Origin of the sequence: Devosia sp. LC5 (assembly GCF_000735585.1) — a bacterium.
Taxonomy (GTDB): Bacteria; Pseudomonadota; Alphaproteobacteria; order Rhizobiales; family Devosiaceae; genus Devosia.
In genome coordinates this window covers 174,024-192,723 of sequence record NZ_JNNO01000044.1, presented here as the reverse complement: position 1 = coordinate 192,723, position 18,700 = coordinate 174,024, and the positions used below count along the sequence as shown (strand labels likewise).

General features: G+C 61.8%; 14 protein-coding genes. 8 read left to right on the top strand and 6 right to left on the bottom strand.

What is annotated here, in order from left to right:
* Window positions 1–10: 10 nt before the first annotated feature.
* Window positions 11–1,267: an imelysin family protein gene (locus FF80_RS18185; protein WP_244445822.1), complete on the bottom strand. Its 1,257-nt coding sequence runs from the start codon at window positions 1,265–1,267 to the stop codon at window positions 11–13.
* A 624-nt stretch (window positions 1,268–1,891) separates the two neighbouring features.
* Between FF80_RS18185 and FF80_RS18180 the strand changes: the two genes are divergently transcribed.
* The 8 genes from FF80_RS18180 (at window position 1,892) to FF80_RS18145 (ending at window position 12,176) form a co-directional block, all read left to right on the top strand.
* Window positions 1,892–2,965 (top strand): ABC transporter substrate-binding protein, encoded by a 1,074-nt coding sequence (locus FF80_RS18180; protein WP_244445821.1) that lies wholly within the window; start codon window positions 1,892–1,894, stop codon window positions 2,963–2,965.
* Window positions 2,966–3,123: 158 nt separating this feature from the next.
* On the top strand, window positions 3,124–4,005 hold the full coding sequence (locus FF80_RS18175; RefSeq protein ID WP_035102946.1) for an ABC transporter permease subunit: 882 nt from the start codon (window positions 3,124–3,126) through the stop codon (window positions 4,003–4,005).
* Window positions 4,002–4,793, top strand: coding sequence for an ABC transporter permease subunit (locus FF80_RS18170; protein ID WP_035102945.1), 792 nt, complete (start codon window positions 4,002–4,004; stop codon window positions 4,791–4,793). The genes FF80_RS18175 and FF80_RS18170 overlap by 4 nt, the downstream gene beginning before the upstream one ends.
* A gap of 1 nt (window position 4,794) precedes the next feature.
* Window positions 4,795–5,862 (top strand): ABC transporter ATP-binding protein, encoded by a 1,068-nt coding sequence (locus FF80_RS18165; protein WP_035102944.1) that lies wholly within the window; start codon window positions 4,795–4,797, stop codon window positions 5,860–5,862.
* Between the two features lie 94 nt (window positions 5,863–5,956).
* Window positions 5,957–6,787 (top strand): 3-mercaptopyruvate sulfurtransferase, encoded by an 831-nt coding sequence (sseA, locus tag FF80_RS18160; RefSeq protein WP_035102943.1) that lies wholly within the window; start codon window positions 5,957–5,959, stop codon window positions 6,785–6,787.
* Window positions 6,788–6,911: 124 nt separating this feature from the next.
* The gene (locus tag FF80_RS18155; protein ID WP_035102942.1) at window positions 6,912–8,078 is read left to right on the top strand and encodes an efflux RND transporter periplasmic adaptor subunit; all 1,167 of its coding nucleotides are present in this window, start codon (window positions 6,912–6,914) and stop codon (window positions 8,076–8,078) included.
* Window positions 8,079–8,096: 18 nt separating this feature from the next.
* On the top strand, window positions 8,097–11,210 hold the full coding sequence (locus tag FF80_RS18150) for an efflux RND transporter permease subunit (protein ID WP_035102941.1): 3,114 nt from the start codon (window positions 8,097–8,099) through the stop codon (window positions 11,208–11,210).
* A gap of 30 nt (window positions 11,211–11,240) precedes the next feature.
* On the top strand, window positions 11,241–12,176 hold the full coding sequence (locus FF80_RS18145; protein ID WP_035102939.1) for a homoserine kinase: 936 nt from the start codon (window positions 11,241–11,243) through the stop codon (window positions 12,174–12,176).
* Here the strand turns inward: FF80_RS18145 and FF80_RS18140 are convergent.
* The 5 genes from FF80_RS18140 to chvE (FF80_RS18120) form a co-directional block, all read right to left on the bottom strand.
* Window positions 12,163–13,212: a hypothetical protein gene (locus tag FF80_RS18140; RefSeq protein WP_035103013.1), complete on the bottom strand. Its 1,050-nt coding sequence runs from the start codon at window positions 13,210–13,212 to the stop codon at window positions 12,163–12,165. The genes FF80_RS18145 and FF80_RS18140 overlap by 14 nt on opposite strands.
* Before the next feature lie 137 nt (window positions 13,213–13,349).
* Window positions 13,350–14,537, bottom strand: a complete 1,188-nt coding sequence (gene mmsB, locus FF80_RS18135) for a multiple monosaccharide ABC transporter permease (protein ID WP_244445820.1) — start codon at window positions 14,535–14,537, stop codon at window positions 13,350–13,352.
* A gap of 89 nt (window positions 14,538–14,626) precedes the next feature.
* On the bottom strand, window positions 14,627–16,159 hold the full coding sequence (mmsA, locus tag FF80_RS18130) for a multiple monosaccharide ABC transporter ATP-binding protein (protein ID WP_035102936.1): 1,533 nt from the start codon (window positions 16,157–16,159) through the stop codon (window positions 14,627–14,629).
* Window positions 16,160–16,234: 75 nt separating this feature from the next.
* A complete protein-coding gene (gene chvE, locus FF80_RS18125; RefSeq protein ID WP_035102935.1) occupies window positions 16,235–17,308 on the bottom strand; it encodes a multiple monosaccharide ABC transporter substrate-binding protein in 1,074 nt (357 codons plus the stop codon).
* Window positions 17,309–17,621: 313 nt separating this feature from the next.
* On the bottom strand, window positions 17,622–18,650 hold the full coding sequence (gene chvE, locus FF80_RS18120) for a multiple monosaccharide ABC transporter substrate-binding protein (RefSeq protein ID WP_052153745.1): 1,029 nt from the start codon (window positions 18,648–18,650) through the stop codon (window positions 17,622–17,624).
* Window positions 18,651–18,700 lie beyond the last annotated feature (50 nt).

Sequence of the window (18,700 nt, the reverse complement as noted above, 5' to 3'; positions counted from 1 at the left end):
CATGCTTTGCTTACTGGAACACCGCATCCGGATTGGACAGGCTATCGCTATCCTCGATAGTCACGGCATCCCCCAGGTTCAGCAGCGCCACCGCCCGCTCGATGCCGCGCGTCTGGGCAATCAGCCCGTCGATTGCCGCCTGCACCACCGCATTGCCTTCGGCATTCCCCTCGCCAATCTGCTGGTCATAGGCCTCGCCCGCCACGGCGCGATCGGCCATCACATTCATCTTGGCGACGGTGTCGTCGAGCAGCCCGGCAATCTCGGTATCAAGCGCGGCATCCTTGGCCGCGATCAGGTCCGAAATCGCCGGACCTTCCACCACCGAACCATCCACCCGCGTATAGCTACCCGTATAGACATTGCGGATGCCGATCGCGTCATTGAGATGCGACACATGGGTATTGTCCGAGAAGCAGTCATGCTCCTCCTCGGGATCGTGCAGCAGCAGGCCCAGCTTCATGCGCTCGCCCGCCAATTCACCAAACGACAGCGACCCCATGCCGGTCAGAATAGCTGAAATACCCAGCTCCGGCAGCGCCGCCCGAGCCGCGCCGTCGGCCGTCCAATTGCCCACCATCTCCTCGAGATCGCTGACCAGGAGGGTGGTCGCCGCCTTCAGATAAGCCGCCCGGCGATCAGCATGCTCTGCGCTCGAATAATCGGTAAACGGCCGCTCGCCCGCACCAGGCCCCGTGCCATGCAAATCCTGCCCCCAGAGCAGAAACTCGATGGCGTGATAGCCCGTCGCCACATTGGCTTCGATCCCGGCGGCTTCCTGCAGATTGTCCTGCAGCAGCGCCGGGGTGATCTCGGTGGCATCCAGATCGACGCCATCGATCACCAGCGCGGGATTGGCGATGACATTGGCCACATAGAGCCCATTGCTGTCGCTCTCGCTGCCATAGCCGGCATCGACATAGTCGATCAGCCCTTCGTCCAGCGGCCAGGCATTCACCCGGCCCTCCCATTCATCGACAATCGGATTGCCGAAGCGGAACGCCTCGGTCTGCTGATAGGGAATGCGCGATGCCTTCCAGGCCTCCCGCGCCGCCGCAAGCGTCGCCTCGCTCGGCTCGGCGATCAGCGCATCCACCGCCGCGTCCAGCACCTTGGCCGTGCTCAGCGCATCTTCATATCCGGCCAGCGCCAGGTCGGCATAATTGGCCAGCACATCGGCCTCGCTCGGCGCCTGCGCATAAACGGCCATCGGGGCCACGGAAAGGGTAAGCGCCAAGGCCAGGCCGCGCAGCATCCTCTTGGAAATCATGGATAGTCCTCCAGCTGAATCTAAAAGCGGAGTACCCCTCTCACCTTATAAAAGCAATTCAAATTCAATAGTTTAGAAGAAGTCTAAAGTATCGAGAACGACGAACCGAGCCGGCGAAATTGGAATCTCTCAATCCTTTCTGAACCTTGCGCGGGCCACCCCCTTTTTGTTGACGATGCGCGCCCCACCCACGGTGTCATTCCGGCGCAGGCCGGAATCCATGCTGAAAGGCCAGCAGCCAGCACCGGTATTCGCTGTGGCAACACTGCGTGGATTCCGGCCTGCGCCGGGATGACGCGGTGGCTGAGGTAAGTCGACAGTCCCCACCCACCCCCAAAATTTGACCATCTGGACTAAACTGTCACAAACAGGCACTGTCACAATTGCGACTGGGAGGGCAGTGGGGAAACCAGGCAAAAGCGGCTAAGGGAGCGTATCGACGGGCTTTTTCGGCCGCGATGCCGATCGTCACATGGGCTTCCCACCTCTGTCATTGCACTGTCACACCGCCTCACTACTCCCTCCCCAGTCCGCCGCGACGCCCGCCAATGGGCGCCGGCGAACGACCAATTCAGGGAGACTGACATGACCTTCAAGAATGTGCTCGCCGGCTCCGTCTCGATGCTGGCCGTGCTTTCCGTTTCGGGCCAGGCCTTTGCCCAGGCCGATCTCGACGCCCTCTACACCGCCGCCAAAACCGAAGGCCAGCTCACCACCATCGCCCTGCCCCATGATTGGTGCGGCTATGGCGCCGTGATCGAAGGTTTCAAGGCCAAATATCCGGGCATTACCGTCAACGAGCTTAACCCCAATGCCGGTTCGGCCGATGAACTCGAAGCCATCCGCGCCAATATCGGCAATACCGGCCCGCAAGCTCCCGATGTGATCGACGTCGGCCTCGCCTTTGGCCCGCAGGCCAAGGAAGAAGGCCTGATCCAGGCTTACAAGGTCGCCACCTGGGATGACATTCCTGACGACGCCAAGGATGCCGACGGCTTCTGGTACGGCGACTATTACGGCGTGCTGGCTTTCGGCATCAACAAGGACGTCATCACCGGCGACAACCCGACCTCCTGGGCCGACCTGATGAAGGACGAGTTCGCCAACTCGATCGCACTGGCTGGTGATCCGCGCACTGCCAACAACGCCATCCTGTCGGTTTACGCCGCGGGTCTGTCGACCGGTGCCGATGCCGCCACCGGCGCCCAGGCTGGCCTCGAGTTCTTCAAGGCCCTCAACGACAAGGGTAACTTCGTGCCGGTCGACGCCGAAGCCGCCGCCATCGCCCAGGGCACGACGCCGATTGCCATCAACTGGGACTATAACCTTCTGGCCGCCCGCGACAACCTCAACGGCAACCCGCCGATCGACGTCGTCGTGCCATCCGACGGCGTGGTCGCTGGTGTGTACGTCCAGGCCATCTCGGCCCATGCGCCCCACCCCAACGCTGCCAAGCTCTGGATGGAATATCTCTATTCGGACGAAGGCCAGCTCGGCTGGCTCGCCGGCTATTGCCACCCGATCCGCTTCAACGCCATGGCCGAAGCCGGCGTGCTGCCGGACGACCTGATGGCCAAGCTGCCCGCCGCCGACAACTACGCCAAGGCAGTGTTCCCATCGATCGAAGAGCAGAACGCCAACAAGACCACGATTACCACCGGCTGGGACACCACCGTCGGCGCATCGGTTCAGTAAGCTCACGCTCATCTGCCTCCGCCGCTGCGTTGCGGCGGAGGTAACTCACCTCACCACCGTCATTGCCCGGCTTGTCCGGGCAATCCATGCGGTGCCGGAGATGGACCACCGGACCGGTGGTGACGAATATTGAGGGTTCTGGGGGCGCCGACCGGACAATGAATGACACCACCACATCACCTCCGGCGCCACCCCGCCGCATCCCGTGGGACACGCTTGCCGTAGCTCCCTTCGTCATCTTCGCCGTCATGTTCCTGTTCCTGCCCACCCTGTCGCTGGTGGGTACCGCCTTCACCGATCGGACGGGCAATTTTACCGTCGACAATATCGGCGGCCTTTTCAGCGACCAGATCGTCGCCGCCTATTGGATTTCCATCCGCATCTCGGGCGCCTCGGCCATCCTCGGTGCGCTGATCGGTCTCGCCATCACCCTGGCCGTCATCCGCGGCCGCCTGCCGGCGCCGCTGCGCTCGGCCGTCATGACATTTTCGGGCGTGGCGTCCAATTTCGCCGGCGTGCCGCTGGCCTTCGCCTTCATCGCCACGCTGGGGCGGCTGGGCCTCGTCACCATCATCCTGCGCACCTTGTTCGGCCTCGACCTCTATCGCTCCGGCTTCAACCTGCTGAGCTTCTGGGGCCTGACGCTAACCTATCTCTACTTCCAGATTCCCCTGATGATGCTGACCATCGCGCCCGCCGTGGATGGTCTCAAGAAGGAGTGGAACGAGGCCGCCCAGATGCTCGGCGCCAGCCAGTGGCAATTCTGGCGCTACGTTGGCCTGCCCATCCTGTGGCCCAGCGTCCTCGGCACCCTGAGCCTGCTATTCGCCAATGCCTTCGGCGCCATCGCCACCGCCTGGGCCCTTACCGGCTCCAACCTCAACATCGTGACCGTGCTGCTCTACAACCAGATCAGGGGCGACGCCCTGCAAAATCCGGGTCTCGGCGCTGCACTCGCGCTCGGCATGATCGTCATCACCTCGCTGGCCAACGTCATCTATCTGGTTGTCGCCAACCGCGCCGAGAGGTGGATGAAATGAAAGCCAACAAGTTCTGGGCCTGGCTGGTTTTCGCCCTCGGCGCCGCCTATTTCATCGTGCCACTGCTCGCCACCTTCGAATTCTCGCTGCGCATGCGGCGCGGCACCTACAGCTTCGACGCCTATGCCTCGGTCTTCGCCGATCCGGCCTTTGCCGCGAGCTTCAGCTATTCGGTGGTTATCGGCCTTGTCACTATCGCCGTGGGTATCCTGGTCGTCGTGCCGGCGGTCTATTTCGTCCGCCTGCGCATGCCCTGGCTGCGGCCGTTCATGGAATTCATCACCCTGCTGCCGTTGGTCATCCCGGCGCTGGTGTTGGTCTATGGCTATATCCGGCTCTACAATTCGTCCTCGATCATTCCCTTCACCGGCAGCGCCCTGGGTACGGATATCCTGCTCACCGGCGCCTATGTCACGCTGGCCCTTCCCTACATGTATCGGGCGGTCGACAACGGCATGCGTACCATCGATATCGCCACCCTCACCGAGGCGGCCCAGATCATGGGCGCCAACCAGGCCCAGATTGTCGCCCAGATCATCCTGCCCAACATTCTGGTGGCCATCCTCTCCGGCGCCTTCCTCACCTTCGCCATCGTCATCGGCGAGTTCACCATTGCCAGCCTGCTCAACCGCCCGGCCTTCGGCCCCTATCTCGTCGGCATCGGCACCAACAGGGCCTATGAGCCGGCCGCGCTCGCCATCATCTCCTTCATCATCACCTGGGGCGCCATGGGCATGATCAACGTGCTCGGCCGCTTTGCCCCCCACACCTCCGCACGGACCGATTGATATGAACCAAGATTTCCTGTCCGTCGAAAACCTCACCAAATCCTTCGGCAACAACACCGTCGTCAAATCCGTCAGCTTCGCCTTCGGCAAGGGCGAGTTCATCTCCCTGCTCGGCCCCTCCGGTTGCGGCAAGACCACCATCCTGCGCATGATCGCCGGCTTCGAAAATCCCACCACCGGCACCATCCGCATCGATGGCGAAGACATTACCCACCTCAAGCCGAACCAGCGCCAGCTCGGCATGGTGTTCCAGGCCTATGCCCTGTTCCCCAACCTCAATGTCGGCGACAATATCGGCTTCGGCCTCAAGATCGCCGGCATGGCTAAGGAGGAACGCCGCGCCCGTGTCGATGAAATGCTCAAGCTCATCGGCCTGCCCGGCTTCGAGAAGCGCTACCCCTACGAGATGAGCGGCGGCCAGCAGCAGCGCGTGGCTCTCGCGCGCGCCATCGCCCCCCGCCCCCGCATGCTGCTGCTCGACGAACCCCTCTCCGCCCTCGACGCCAAAATCCGCGTTTCCCTGCGTGAAGAAATCCGCGCCATCCAGCTCGACCTGGGCATCACCACCGTCTTCGTCACCCACGACCAGGAAGAGGCCCTCTCCATCTCCGATCGCATCGTGGTGATGAACTCAGGTCATATCGAACAGCTCGGCGCGCCGCACGAAATCTACAACAAACCGGCCACCCGTTTCGTCGCTACTTTCGTCGGCCAGCTCAACACGATCGAAGCGACCATTCTCGATGTCGCAGCCAAAACCGTCTCCATTGACGGCCAGACCGTCCAGGTTGCCCAATTGCCCGCCGATGCGCGCGTCGGTGCTAACAGTCTGCTAACACTACGGCCCGAAGTGCTGTCGATCGGTGCTCGTGATGGCAATGACATTACCCTCACCGGCACCATCGCCGACGTCACCTTCCTGGGCTCGGTCATCCGCCTGCGCGTGGCGCTTGGCAGGAACATCCTGAGCCTCGATACGTTCAACGACCAACGTACGGCCCCACCCAGCCGAGGCGAGCCGGTCACCATCAGCCTCGCCAGCAAGGACCTGCTGGCACTGCAAATATGACAGTGAAAAACCCTGTTATATCAGCTACATATGGGTTTGACGTAGTACGGCGGAAAGCTCATCCTAGGCTCATAACCCGCACAGGAAACCCAGCATGGATACCCCTTTCGTCACCACCGAATGGCTCGCCGCCCATTTGAGCGACCCCAATCTCGTGGTGGTCGACGCCAGCTGGCACATGCCCAATGCCTCCCGCAACGCCCAGGCCGAATATCTTTCCGGCCACATCCCCGGCGCCGTCTTCTTCGACATCGACGGCATCGCCGATACCAGCTCCAAACTGCCCCACATGCTGCCCTCCCCGGCCGATTTCGCCCATATGGTGGGCGCCTTGGGCATTTCCGACCAATCCACCATCGTCATCTACGACGAGCTAGGCCTCTTCTCCGCCCCCCGCGTCTGGTGGACCTTCCGCACCATGGGCGCCCGCGACGTCCGCATCCTGGCCGGCGGCGGCCCCAAATGGCGCGCCGAAAAACGCGCCGTGCAAACCGGCACGGTGACCCGCCACCCCGCCATCTTCGAAGCCCATTTCGACCCGCACCGCGTTGCCGACTTCGAAACCGTGCGCGACCGCAGCCACGACCACGCCGCCCAGATCGCCGATGCCCGCCCCGCCCCGCGCTTCCATGCCGAAGTGCCCGAACCGCGCCCCGGCCTGCGCGGCGGCCACATCCCTGGCAGCACCAATGTGCCGGTGGGCCTGCTCACCGACAACGGCCAGATGCGCCCCATCGCTGAACTCAAGCAAATCTTCGCCGATCGCGGCATCGACCCCACCAAGCCCATCATCACGTCCTGCGGCTCGGGCATCACCGCGGCCACGCTCGCCCTGGCGCTCGAAATCAGCGGCGCCAACAATGTCGCGGTCTATGACGGCTCCTGGGCCGAGTGGGGCGGCCGGACGGACGCCGAGATCGAATAACAAGCCTGCGATCCTTACGGCTTTGTAATGTCGCGGCGAGAAAGCCGCTGCTACAGTCCCGCTGGTTTCCGGCGCCCTTTCCGCCGGATTGAGCGCACTTCAGCACTTTTTCAGGGTCCAAGGCTTGATACGGCAGCTTCTGGCTTCACTTATCGTTCTGGCCGCCGCGTTGGCGGCCTGGGCGTTTTTCGTCCCCGGCGCCAGCCAGACCCTGGCCAATTACGGCATTGTGCTACCCTTCGCCTCCTCGGGCGAGACCGCCGCAGCACCAGGCCAGCGCCCCGGCGGCGGCAGGCCCGGCGGCGCCCGCCAGACCAATGTGGTGACAACCGGGGTAACCCTTGCCACCATCAATTCAACGCTGTCGGCCATTGGCGAGGGCACGGCCACCCGCTCGGTCACCGTCGCCTCCCCCGTCGGCGGCACGCTGGCCGAAGTGCTGGTTCGTCCGGGTCAAACCGTGGCCGCAGGCGACATCATCGCGCGGCTCGATTCCGATGCAGAACAGATCGCCTTCGACCGTGCCAAGCTCGCGCTCGATGATGCCCAGGCCACGCTGGCACGTACGCAAGGGCTGGCCACTTCCAATGTCGTCGCCCCCTCCGTCGTAACCGCCGCCCAGCTCGCCGCCGCCAATGCCGAGCTTGAGCTGCGCAATGCCCAGGTGGCGCTCAGCCGCCGCACCATAGCCAGTCCCATTGCCGGCACGGTTGGGCTGATCCAGGTCACTCCCGGCAATTACGTCCCTGCACAAACCACCGTCACCACCATCGACGATACGTCCGCCATCCTCGTCGATTTCTGGGTGCCCGAGCGCTATGCCGTGTCTATCGCCCCGCAAATGCCGGTCACCGTCACTGCCGTGGCCCTGCCCGGCCGGGTCTTTGATGGCGAAGTCAACGCCGTCGACAACCGCATCGACCCGGCCAGCCGCACGCTACAAGTACAAGCCGAAATTCCCAATGAGGACAAAGCACTGCGCGCCGGCATGTCCTTCACCGTGGCGCTCCGCTTTCCCGGCGAGCAATTCCCGGCGGTCAATCCGCTGGCCATCCTGTGGTCGGCCCAGGGCTCCTATGTCTGGAAATATGTGGATGGCAAGGCCAGTCGCGTCATGGCCGAAATCATCCAGCGCAATAGCGATGGCGTATTGGTGCGCGCCGATCTGGCGCCAGGTGATGCCATCATCACCGAAGGCATTCTGCAGCTCAGCGAAGGCGCCGACGTGACCCTGCTCAGCGGCCCGGATGGCGCTGTGTCGCCGCAAGAGGCCGTCGCCACCCAAAACTGATCGCGAGGAGGACCGCCCATGTCGATTGCTGAAAAGAACGAACGCGGCGGAACCCTGGCCGCTCTGTTCGTGCGGCGGCCTGTACTGGCAGTGGTCGTCAACGCCATGATCGTCGTGGCCGGCCTTGCCGCCCTGCTTGGCGCCGAAGTGCGCGAATTGCCCAGCGTCGAGCAGCCCGTGCTCTCCATCTCCACCAGCTTCACCGGCGCGGCCGCCGAAACCGTGGACCGGGAAATCACCGCCGTAGTGGAAGGCGCCGTGGCCCGCGTACAGGGCGTCACTGGCATTTCCTCCAGCTCCTCGACTGGCCAAAGCCGGGTCACCCTCGAATTCTCTGACAGCACTAATCTCGATGTCGCCACGTCCGACGTACGCGACGCCCTCAGCCGCATCGGCCGCTCCCTGCCCGACAATGTCGATGACCCGGTGATCTTCAAGGCCGATTCCGACGCCCAGCCAGTCATGCGGCTCGCCGTTACCTCTGATGCCATGAGCATGGGCGATCTCAGCGCGCTGGTAGAAGACGTGATTTCCGAACGCCTTGGCGCAGTGGCCGGCGTTGCCGAAGTGCAAGTCTATGGTACGCGCGAAACCGCTTTCGACGTCGATGTCGACCCCATCAAGCTCGCCAGTCACGGCCTGACCGTGGCCGATATACGCACCGCCCTCGCCACCATTGCTCTGGATACGCCCACCGGCTCGATCAATGGCCCCAACCAGAACATCACCGTCCGCGCCATTTCCGAAGTCACCACGCCCCAGGATTTCGAGAACATCGTCATCAACGGCCGCACCCTTTTGGGTGATGTGGCCAGCGTGGTGTTCGATGCCTCGGCCAGCACATCCTCGCTGCGCTCCAATGGCAAGCCGGGCGTCGGGCTGGGCATTGTGCGGCAGGCGCAGTCCAACACGATCGAGATTTCCCAGGGCATTCACAACGCCGTCGAGGTGCTGAACCAGACCCTGCCTGCCGGCGTCCAGGTGACCATTTCGAGCGACGATGCCGTCTTCATCGAAGGCGCACTGCACGAGGTCGAGATCGCGCTGATTGTCGCGCTCGTCGTCGTCGTCGCCATCATCTTCCTCTTCCTGCTCGATTGGCGCGCCACCATCGTTCCGGCCATTTCCATGCCCATCGCCCTGCTCGGCGCCGTGGCGGGCATTTATGTCATGGGCTTTTCGCTCAACATCATCACTCTATTGGCGCTGGTGCTGGCGACGGGGCTGGTGGTCGATGACGCCATCGTCGTGCTCGAAAATATCGTTCGCCGCAAAAGCATGGGCGCCGGCCCGCGCGCCGCCGCCGTGCTGGGCACCCAGGAAGTGTTCTTCGCGGTGATCGCCACCACGCTTACCCTGGCCGCCGTGTTCATTCCCCTGTCCTTCCTCTCCGGACAAACCGGCCGCCTGTTCCGCGAATTCGGCTTCACCCTCGCCATCGCGGTCCTGCTTTCCTCCATCGTTGCCCTCTCCATGGGCCCGATGATCGCCTCCCGTTTCCTCAGGAGCGGCGAGCACAAAAGCCATGGCGGTATTCTGGGCGCCTTCGGCCGCGGCTGTGCCCGCTTCTATCGCGGCTCGCTGCGCGTCGCCCTCGCCAATCCCTTCGTCGTTGTGCTGATCGCCTTGCTTTTTGCCGCCTCGTCCTATTTCGTTTATGGCAATCTGCGCCAGGAAATCACCCCGCCAGAGGATCGCTCGCAGATCCAGCTGCGCATCCAAGCACCCTCCACGGCGAGCCTCGATTATATCCGCACCCAGCTGACAACGGTCGAAACCATGCTGCAGCCCTTCGTCGCCAGCGGCGAAGTGCGCTCCATTTTCGTGATCTCGGGCTGGGGCAGCGGCGGCTGGCTGACTCTCACCCTGGCCCCCTGGGGCGAGCGCGCCCGCAGCCAGCAGCAGATCGCTGCCGATATTACCGCACTGATGGCGCAGGTGCCCGGCGTGCGCGCCTCGGTGGGCCAGGGCAATAGCCTGGGCATTCGTGGCGGCGGCTCCGGCCTGCAATTCGCCGTGGTCGGCTCCAACTATACCGTGCTGGCCGATACCGCCGAATCCATCGCCGATCTGATGGAAGAAGATGGCGGCTTTGGCCGCGTCACGGTCAATTTCGACACCACCCAGCCGCAGCTGACCCTGGTGGTCAATCGCGAGCGCGCCGATGATTTGGGCATCGATATCAACGGGCTCGCCTCCACCATGCAGGCCATGATCGATGGCAGCGATATCGGCAATGTCTTCATCGATGACACCAGCTATACCGTGCGCATGGTCTCGACCAGTAATCCGATCAACGATCCGCGCGACCTCGAAAGCCTCTTCGTGCGCACCGGCGACGGGCGCTACGTGCCCATGTCCACCATCGCCACCATCACCGAATCCGCCGTGCCGCCCACCCTGCGCCGCGAGGGTCAGCGCCGCGCGGTCAATGTGACGGCGAGCCTCGAAGACGGCATGGCGCTAGGCGACGCTTATAACCAGATGCTCGAAACGGCCCGCCCCATCCTGCCCGAAGGCACCACCATCCTGCCCCTCGCCGAGGCCAAGACGCTGGGCGAATCCACCAATGGCCTGTTCGTCACCTTCGGCTTCGCGCTGGTCATCATCCTGCTCGTGCTCGCCGCGCAATTCGAAAGCGTGTGGAGCGCGGTCATCGTCATGACCACCGTGCCCTTTGGTGTGGCAGCGGCGCTTTATGCGCTGCTGGTGACGGGCGGGAGTTTGAACATCTTCAGCCAGATCGGGCTGGTGCTGGTGGTCGGCATCATGGCCAAGAATGGCATCCTGATCGTCGAATTCGCCAACCAGCTACGCGACCGCGGCATGCCGGTACGCGAGGCGATCGAGGAAGCCTCCAATATCCGCCTCCGCCCCGTCATGATGACCATGATCGCCACCATCCTGGGCGGCCTCCCCCTGGTCCTGGCCCGCGGCGCCGGCGCCGAAGCCCGCGCCGCCCTGGGCTGGGTCATGGTCGGCGGCCTGAGCTTTGCCGCCGTCTCCACCCTCTACCTGACCCCCGTGGCCTATCTCCTGATGGCCCGCTTCAGCAAACCCAAGATCGAGGAAGAAGCCCGTCTGGAACGCGAACTGGATGCGGCAAATGGAGTGGCGAAGCCGGCGGAGTAGGCAGTCCCTTGTAGAACATTCGGAGGCGATATGGCCGTTAGAACCACCATTTCGGAGCGCGACTTTCCCGCCATTCTCTCCAACTACGATGTAGGCGGCTACCAGAATTTCCGAACCTTCGCCAACGGCGCCGGGCAAACTACGCTCCTGCTGGAGACGGATGGTGGAAAATACGTGTTGCGATATTACGAAAATCGCACTGAACAGCATGTGGATTTTGAGGTGCAGCTTTTCGCTTTCCTGAGGGACAAGCGATACCCCGTTCCAGCTATCCTCAAAAGTCGGACTGGCCAATTTGCCGGCACCTATCGCGGCAAGCCTTACGTGCTGATGGAGCTCATATCGGGCGAGCATGGCAGGAACCCCAATGACCACTTCGACGCCGAACAGGCAGCATCGGTCGTGGAATCGGTGGCCGGGCTGCATATTCTCACCAAAGAATATCGCCCCCAATGCTTCCTCAACCGCGAAGCGTTTGACGCCGCCTATTGTTGGCGCCAGTTTCAGAAGAAGCACCAAGACCTGACTGAAACCGAGGCCGGGCTATGGTTCAAAGCCGAACTCGATAGCCTGACATTTCCCGCCGACATGCCGCGGGGTCTTTGTCATGCCGATCTCAATTTTGGCAACTTCCTCCTGAGGGAGAATGAAGTGGTCGCGGTCCTCGACTTTGACATGAGCTTTTATGGTCCGCTGATCTACGACGTTGCCAGCCTGATATATTGGTGGGCAATGCCGCCCGCAGATGGGCTCAGGGTCGAGGTGGCACGCTTCATCATAGCCGAGTACGGAAAACATCGTCCGCTGAGTGACAGCGAGAAAGAGCATCTCATTGATGCCCTGAAGCTTATTGTTCTCCTGGGAATCAGTTGGGGCGACCGGTCCGAGATTGACCGCGAACGGGCAAAGGTCGAACTGCTGGCTTCAGCCAGCAGGGACATCATGAAGCCCCCTATCGTACCTTGATCAGCAAAATCACCAGCAGCCAGATGCTGGCCACATGAATGAGCAAAAACCGCAGCAGCACCTGCGCATTGGACCAGTGCAGGTTCTTGCGCACATGGTCATGAAACGGAAAACGGATCGATCCCAATATCCGCCAGCCGAACAGCCGCATCAGCGCAACCTTGGCCAAGCCCGTCGCGCCATTGAACAGCAGCAATGCGCCCACGAAAAACACCGTCGCCGGATTGCCGGTGACCACCACGCACATGCCCACAAACAGCCCGATCGGCCGCGATCCCGCATCGCCCATCAAGGCCGCGCTGGGCGGCGCATTGTGCCAGAGATAGCCCAGAATGGCCCCGCAAAACACCGCCGCCGCCAGCGCCCAGCTGACCGCATCGGGATTGTAGGGGATCAGCAGGTATTTCGCATTGTTGACATCCCCAACCACGAAATACAGCAGGAAACCCAGCACGCAGATGGTGAATGACGACAGCGTACCGGACACCCCATCCACCCCGTCATTGCAGTTCACCGCATTGATGCACAGCCACACCACCGGCGTATAAAGCAACACCCCGCCCCACCAGGGCAGCGTGAAATGCGCCGAGGTAAACGGGAGCCAGATTTCGGTATTGGCGCCGTTCATCAGCACCACGCAAACAAACAGCGCGATCGCCAGGTCCGTCAGCCCCAGCGTCAATTCGCTCAGCCCGCCCGGCTTGCTGTCATCGAGATACCCGACGCCCGAGGCGATCAGCAGCGCCCCGAGGCAGAAATAGAGTTTGGGATCAAACGGCAGGCAGATCAGCAACACGCTCACCGTGATCAGCACGATGAAAATGCCCACCCCCACCGGCTTGCCAACGCTCTCCTCGGCGTTCACCGCATGCGCCCGCCCCTTGTCCTTGGTCAGCACATGCCAGACACGCGGCAGCATCAGCAAGGATAGCGTCGCCGATAGCAGCGCGCCCAATGCCGCCAGCACCGGATAGGAGGCCAGCAGTCGCGCCGGCCCCCAGAACGGGGCAATGAACTCGGAGAGATAAGTGAGCATGGTAAGCCGATCGCTGTTGTGCTGCCCGCCTCGAGCCGGGACCAGCGCCATGATCGCCGCTGCATCCCGCCAGATCAACGCCGGCAACAAAAGGCCGCCGGGTTACCCCGGCGGCCTGCTCATTTCAACCTGAAAAATCAGGCCTTGTTCTTGTTGTAGAGGTCGAAGAACACCGCCGCGAGCAGCACGATGCCCTTGATCATCTGCTGCCAATCGATGTTGACGCCCATGATCGACATGCCATTGTTCATCACGCCCATGATGAAGGCGCCGATCACCGCGCCGGCCACGGCACCCACACCGCCCAGCGCCGAAGCGCCGCCGATGAAGACCGAGGCGATGACGTCCAGCTCCAGCCCCTGCCCGGCCTTGGGCGTGGCGGAGTTGAGGCGCGCCGCATAGATCATGCCGGCCAAGGCGGCCAGCGCACCCATGATGGCGAACACATAGAAGGTCAGCCGTTCGGTCTTGATGCCCGACAAAGCCGCAGCCTTGAGGTTCCCACCCAGTGCATAGATGCGACGGCCAAAGGTCATGCGCTTGGTGATGAACACGAAGAGCGCGATCAGCAGCGCCATCACCACCAGCACATTGGGCAGGCCGCGATAGGAGGCCAGCATATAGCCGAAGAACAGCACGATGGCAGCAATGACCAGGTTCTTGGCGACGAACAGTCCGAACGGCTCGCTTTCATAGCCGCGCGCCTTGCGGCGGGAGCGCCCGTGAATGGCAAAGCCGATCATGGCGACCACGCCGATAATGGCGATGACCAGGCTCGTCGTATGCAGCACCAGCGGCTGCACGCCTTCGCTGGCGGCAACCAGCGTGGTCGGCCCGATCAAATCGGGAATGAAGCCGGCCGACAGCAGCTGGAATTCAGCCGGGAACGGCCCAACCGACTTGCCGGCCAGGATGGCGAGCGACAGCCCCTTGAAGATCAGCATGCCAGCCAGCGTCACGATGAAGCTGGGGATCTTGTGATAGGCGATCAGATACCCCTGCGCCGCCCCGATCACTGCGCCCACGACGATACAGATCGCCCCGGCAACGAAGGGGTTGGCCAGGAATGCCAGCTCGGGCGGGAAGCGCCAGCCCACCATCAGCATAGCGGCCAGGGCACCCACAAAGCCCGAAACCGAGCCCACCGACAGATCGATATGGCCGGCCACGATGACCAGCAACATGCCCAGCGCCATCACGATGATATAGCTGTTCTGCAGGATGATATTGGTCAGGTTCACCGGCTTGAACAGCACGCCGTTGGTGAAATACTGGAAGAACAGCATGATCAGGATGAGCGCCAGCATCAGGCCGTAATCGCGCATATTGGCCTGCAGGGCGCCCCAGACGCTGAGCTCCTGAACCTTGACCTTTTCGCCGGTTGCGGTGATGCCCGACGGGGCAGTTTCTGTGGTCATGATGCCTTCCCTTCCGCGCGAACGATCGCGCGCATGATCTTTTCCTGGCTCGCCTCGGCAGTGGGCATCTCGCCCACCATGCGGCCTTCATTCATTACATAAAGCCGGTCGGTGATGCCGAGCAGTTCGGGCATTTCCGAGGAGATGACCAGGATAGCCTTACCCTGCGCCGCCAGCTGGTTGATGATGGTGTAGATTTCGTATTTCGCGCCGACATCGATACCGCGCGTCGGCTCGTCCAGGATCAGCACTTCAGGATTGGCGAACAGCCACTTGCTGAGCACCACCTTTTGCTGGTTGCCGCCCGAAAGATTGCCCGTCACCTGATAGACGCTCGATGAGCGGATATTGGTGCGTTTGCGATAATCGTTGGCGACATCCATTTCGGCCATATCATCGATCACGCCAAACTTGGACACCCCTGCCAGATTGGCGAGCGTGGTATTGTGCTTGATGTGATCGATCAGGTTAAGGCCATAGGTCTTGCGGTCCTCGGTGGCATAGGCGATGCCGTGGGAAACGGCCTTGCCGACGCTGGAGGTATCGACTTTCTTGCCATGCAGGAAAACCTCGCCGGAGATCTTCTGGCCATAAGATTTGCCGAACAGGCTCATGGCGAATTCAGTGCGGCCCGAGCCCATCAGCCCGGCAATGCCGACAACTTCACCTTTGCGGATATTGATGTCGATATTCTTGATCACCTGCCGGTCGCGATGCTGGGGGTGATAAACGCTCCAGTTCTTGACCTCGAACACCACCTCCCCGATCTGCGGCGTGCGGCCGGGATAGCGATCATCGAGCGAACGGCCCACCATGGAGGTGATGATCCGGTCTTCCGAGATCTGCTCTTTGTTCATGGTCTCGATGGTGCGCCCATCGCGGATCACCGTGATCCGGTCGGCGACCTTGCTGATTTCGTTGAGCTTGTGCGAGATCAGGATCGAGGTAATGCCCTGGCGCCGGAATTCGACCAGCAGGTCGAGCAGCGCCGCACTGTCCTTTTCCGACAGGCTGGCCGTGGGCTCGTCCAGGATCAGCAGCTTGACCTCTTTGGAAAGGGCCTTGGCGATTTCCACCAATTGCTGCTTGCCCACCCCGATATTGGTCACCAGCGTATCGGGGTCTTCCTTGAGCCCGACCATGGACAGCAGCTTGCGCGCGCCATCACGGGTCTCGTCCCAATCGACAATGCCGGCCTTGGCCTGCTCATTACCCAAAAAGATGTTTTCCGCGATCGACAGCAGCGGCACCAGCGCCAGCTCCTGATGGATGATGACGATGCCGACATGCTCGCTGTCGCGGATGGATTTGAAATGCTGTTCCTGGCCCTTGTAGACGATCTGGCCGTCATAGCTGCCTGCGGGATAAACCCCGCTCAGCACCTTCATCAGCGTGGACTTGCCCGCGCCGTTTTCGCCCACAATGGCGTGGATCTCGGCTTCGCGGACATCGAGATTGACGTCCTGCAGCGCCTTGACGCCCGGAAACGTCTTGGTGATGCCGCGCATCTCTAGAATAGTTTCGCTCATACTGCACTCACCGGCGGTAGGGTCGCTCGAAAGAGGCCCGCTTTATCTGCGGGCCCCCGGTTTGGTCAATCGTCTTTATTTCAGGTCTTCTTCCTTGATGTAGCCCGAGTCAACCACGAGTTCCTTGTAGTTGACCGCGTCCACTTCATAGGGCGTGAGAAGGATCGAGGGTACGACCTTGTTGCCATTGTTATACGTGGTCGTATCGAGCCCTTCGGGTGTGGCGCCGCTCAGCACGGTATCAACGAGATCGCCGGTGACGCGGGCCAGCTCGCGCGTATCCTTATAGACTGTGGAATACTGCTCGCCGGCAATGATCGCCTTGATCGAGGGGATTTCAGCGTCCTGGCCCGAAATGATCGGATAGGCCAGATCGGCCGAACCATAACCGATGCCCTTGAGCGAGGAGATGATGCCACGCGCCACCCCATCATTGGGCGAAAGCACGGCATCGACATGGCTGCCGTCCGAATAATAGGCCGAGAGCAGGTTATCCATGCGGGCCTGGGCAGTCGCCCCGTCCCAGCGCAGCGTGCCCACCTTGTCCATGCCCTGCTGGCCGGACTTGACCACCAGCACGCCGGAATCGATCAGCGGCTGCAGCACGCTCATGGCGCCGTCATAGAAGAAGAAGGCGTTGTTGTCGTCGGGCGAACCGCCGAACAGCTCGATATTGAACGGGCCAGCCTTCTCGGGATAACCCAGGCCCTTGAGGATCGAATTGGCCTGCAGCACGCCAACCTTGAAGTTGTCGAACGTGGTGTAATAGTCGACATTGGCCGTGTCGCGGATCAGCCGGTCATAGGCGATGACCTTGACGCCTGCGGCCGCAGCCTGCTCGAGCACCGCGCTCAGCGTCGTGCCGTCCAGGGCCGCAATCACCAGAGCCTTGGAACCCTTGGTGACCATGTTTTCGATCTGGGCGAGCTGGTTAGGGATATCGTCGCCCGCATATTGCAGATCGACGGTGTAGCCCTTGGCCTCCAGCGCCGACTTGAGCTCGGCACCATCCGAATTCCAGCGCAAAGTGGTCTGTTCCGGCATGGAAATGCCGATCGTGCCCTTGTCCTGGGCGGCGACCAGGCCCGCCGAGCCCAGCACGAACGCCCCCGTCAAAGCCACGGCGGCGAACGACTTAAAAATGTTCATTCTTTTCTCCCTAACGATGTTGTGCAGTCTTGTTCAGGAACGCGCAAAGACGAGCTCGTCATTGCATTGTGACAGCGCAATGATCGAACCGATTTACACGACACCAGATCCTGGTCTGCTTGACCTATCCAGTTGGCGGCCTTGCGCCTTGCCCTTCCCAAGCCAACAACCCGAGAATATGGCACGCAATGAACCTTCGCAAGAATTTTGAGGTACGTGCATCGATTTACTCATTATTTCGATGTCCCTCAAATTGTTAGATAAAACGAGGCCCCGCGTCGCCGCGGGGCCCTTTATTCAGGCAGCAGGCTGCTTACTGCACGTCTTCAGGCTTGAGGTAACCAGAGTCGATCACCAGTTCCTGGTAGTTCGACTTGTCGACCTCATAGGGAGTCAGCAGGATCGAGGGAACGACCTTGACGCCGTTGTCGTAGGTCGTGGTGTCCAGACCCTCAGGCGTGCCACCGCTCAGCACGGTGTCAACCAGATCGCCAGTGACACGGGCCAGTTCGCGCGTGTCCTTGTAGACGGTCGAATACTGCTCCCCGGCAATGATCGCCTTGACCGAGGGGGCTTCGGCATCCTGGCCCGAAATGACCGGCCAAGGCTGGTCGGCAGAGCCGTAGCCAATGCCGCGCAGCGAAGAGATGATACCGCGGCTCAGACCATCATAGGGGGACAGAACCGCGTCAACGCGCGAACCGTCCGAGTAGTTGGCGGACAGGATATTGTCCATGCGGGCCTGTGCGACAGCACCGTCCCAACGCAGGGTACCGACAGTGTCCATGCCCTGCTGGCCGGACTTGACCACCAGCACGCCGGAATCGATCAGCGGCTGGAACACGCTCATCGCGCCGTCATAGAAGAAGAAGGCGTTGTTATCGTCGGGGGAACCGCCGAACAGCTCGATATTGAACGGACCCTGGTTTTCCGGATAGCCCAGACCCTTCAGGATCGAATTGGCCTGCAGCACGCCGACCTGGAAATTGTCGAACGTGGTGTAATAGTCCACGTTGGCCGTTTCGCGGATCAGGCGATCATAAGCGATGACCTTGATGCCGGCATCAGCTGCCTGCTGCAGCACGGCGCTCAGCGTGGTGCCGTCGATCGAAGCAACCACCAGGGCCTTGACGCCCTTGGTGACCATGTTTTCGATCTGGGCAAGCTGGTTGGGGATATCGTCTTCCGCATATTGCAGGTCGACGGTGTAGCCCTTGCCTTCCAGCGCGGCCTTGAGTTCGTTGCCGTCCGAGATCCAGCGCAGCGACGACTGGGTCGGCATGGCGATGCCGATCTGGCCCTTGTCCTGGGCGAAGGCCGCCGTCGAAGCCGTCAGTGCCATGGCGCCGACTGCCAGCACGGTGGCAAGCGTTTTGAAAACCTTCACGTCTC

Excerpts from the sequence above, each read along its gene's own strand:
- FF80_RS18180 (WP_244445821.1), top strand. The coding sequence starts at position 1,892 with ATGCTGGCCGTGCTTTCCGTTTCGGGCCAGGCCTTTGCCCAGGCCGAT.
- FF80_RS18175 (WP_035102946.1), top strand. The coding sequence starts at position 3,124 with ATGAATGACACCACCACATCACCTCCGGCGCCACCCCGCCGCATCCCG.
- FF80_RS18170 (WP_035102945.1), top strand. The coding sequence starts at position 4,002 with ATGAAAGCCAACAAGTTCTGGGCCTGGCTGGTTTTCGCCCTCGGCGCC.
- FF80_RS18165 (WP_035102944.1), top strand. The coding sequence starts at position 4,795 with ATGAACCAAGATTTCCTGTCCGTCGAAAACCTCACCAAATCCTTCGGC.
- sseA (WP_035102943.1), top strand. The coding sequence starts at position 5,957 with ATGGATACCCCTTTCGTCACCACCGAATGGCTCGCCGCCCATTTGAGC.
- FF80_RS18150 (WP_035102941.1), top strand. The coding sequence starts at position 8,097 with ATGTCGATTGCTGAAAAGAACGAACGCGGCGGAACCCTGGCCGCTCTG.
- FF80_RS18145 (WP_035102939.1), top strand. The coding sequence starts at position 11,241 with ATGGCCGTTAGAACCACCATTTCGGAGCGCGACTTTCCCGCCATTCTC.
- FF80_RS18140 (WP_035103013.1), bottom strand. The coding sequence starts at position 13,212 with ATGCTCACTTATCTCTCCGAGTTCATTGCCCCGTTCTGGGGGCCGGCG.
- mmsB (WP_244445820.1), bottom strand. The coding sequence starts at position 14,537 with ATGCGCGATTACGGCCTGATGCTGGCGCTCATCCTGATCATGCTGTTC.
- mmsA (WP_035102936.1), bottom strand. The coding sequence starts at position 16,159 with ATGAGCGAAACTATTCTAGAGATGCGCGGCATCACCAAGACGTTTCCG.
- chvE (WP_035102935.1), bottom strand. The coding sequence starts at position 17,308 with ATGAACATTTTTAAGTCGTTCGCCGCCGTGGCTTTGACGGGGGCGTTC.
- chvE (WP_052153745.1), bottom strand. The coding sequence starts at position 18,650 with ATGGCACTGACGGCTTCGACGGCGGCCTTCGCCCAGGACAAGGGCCAG.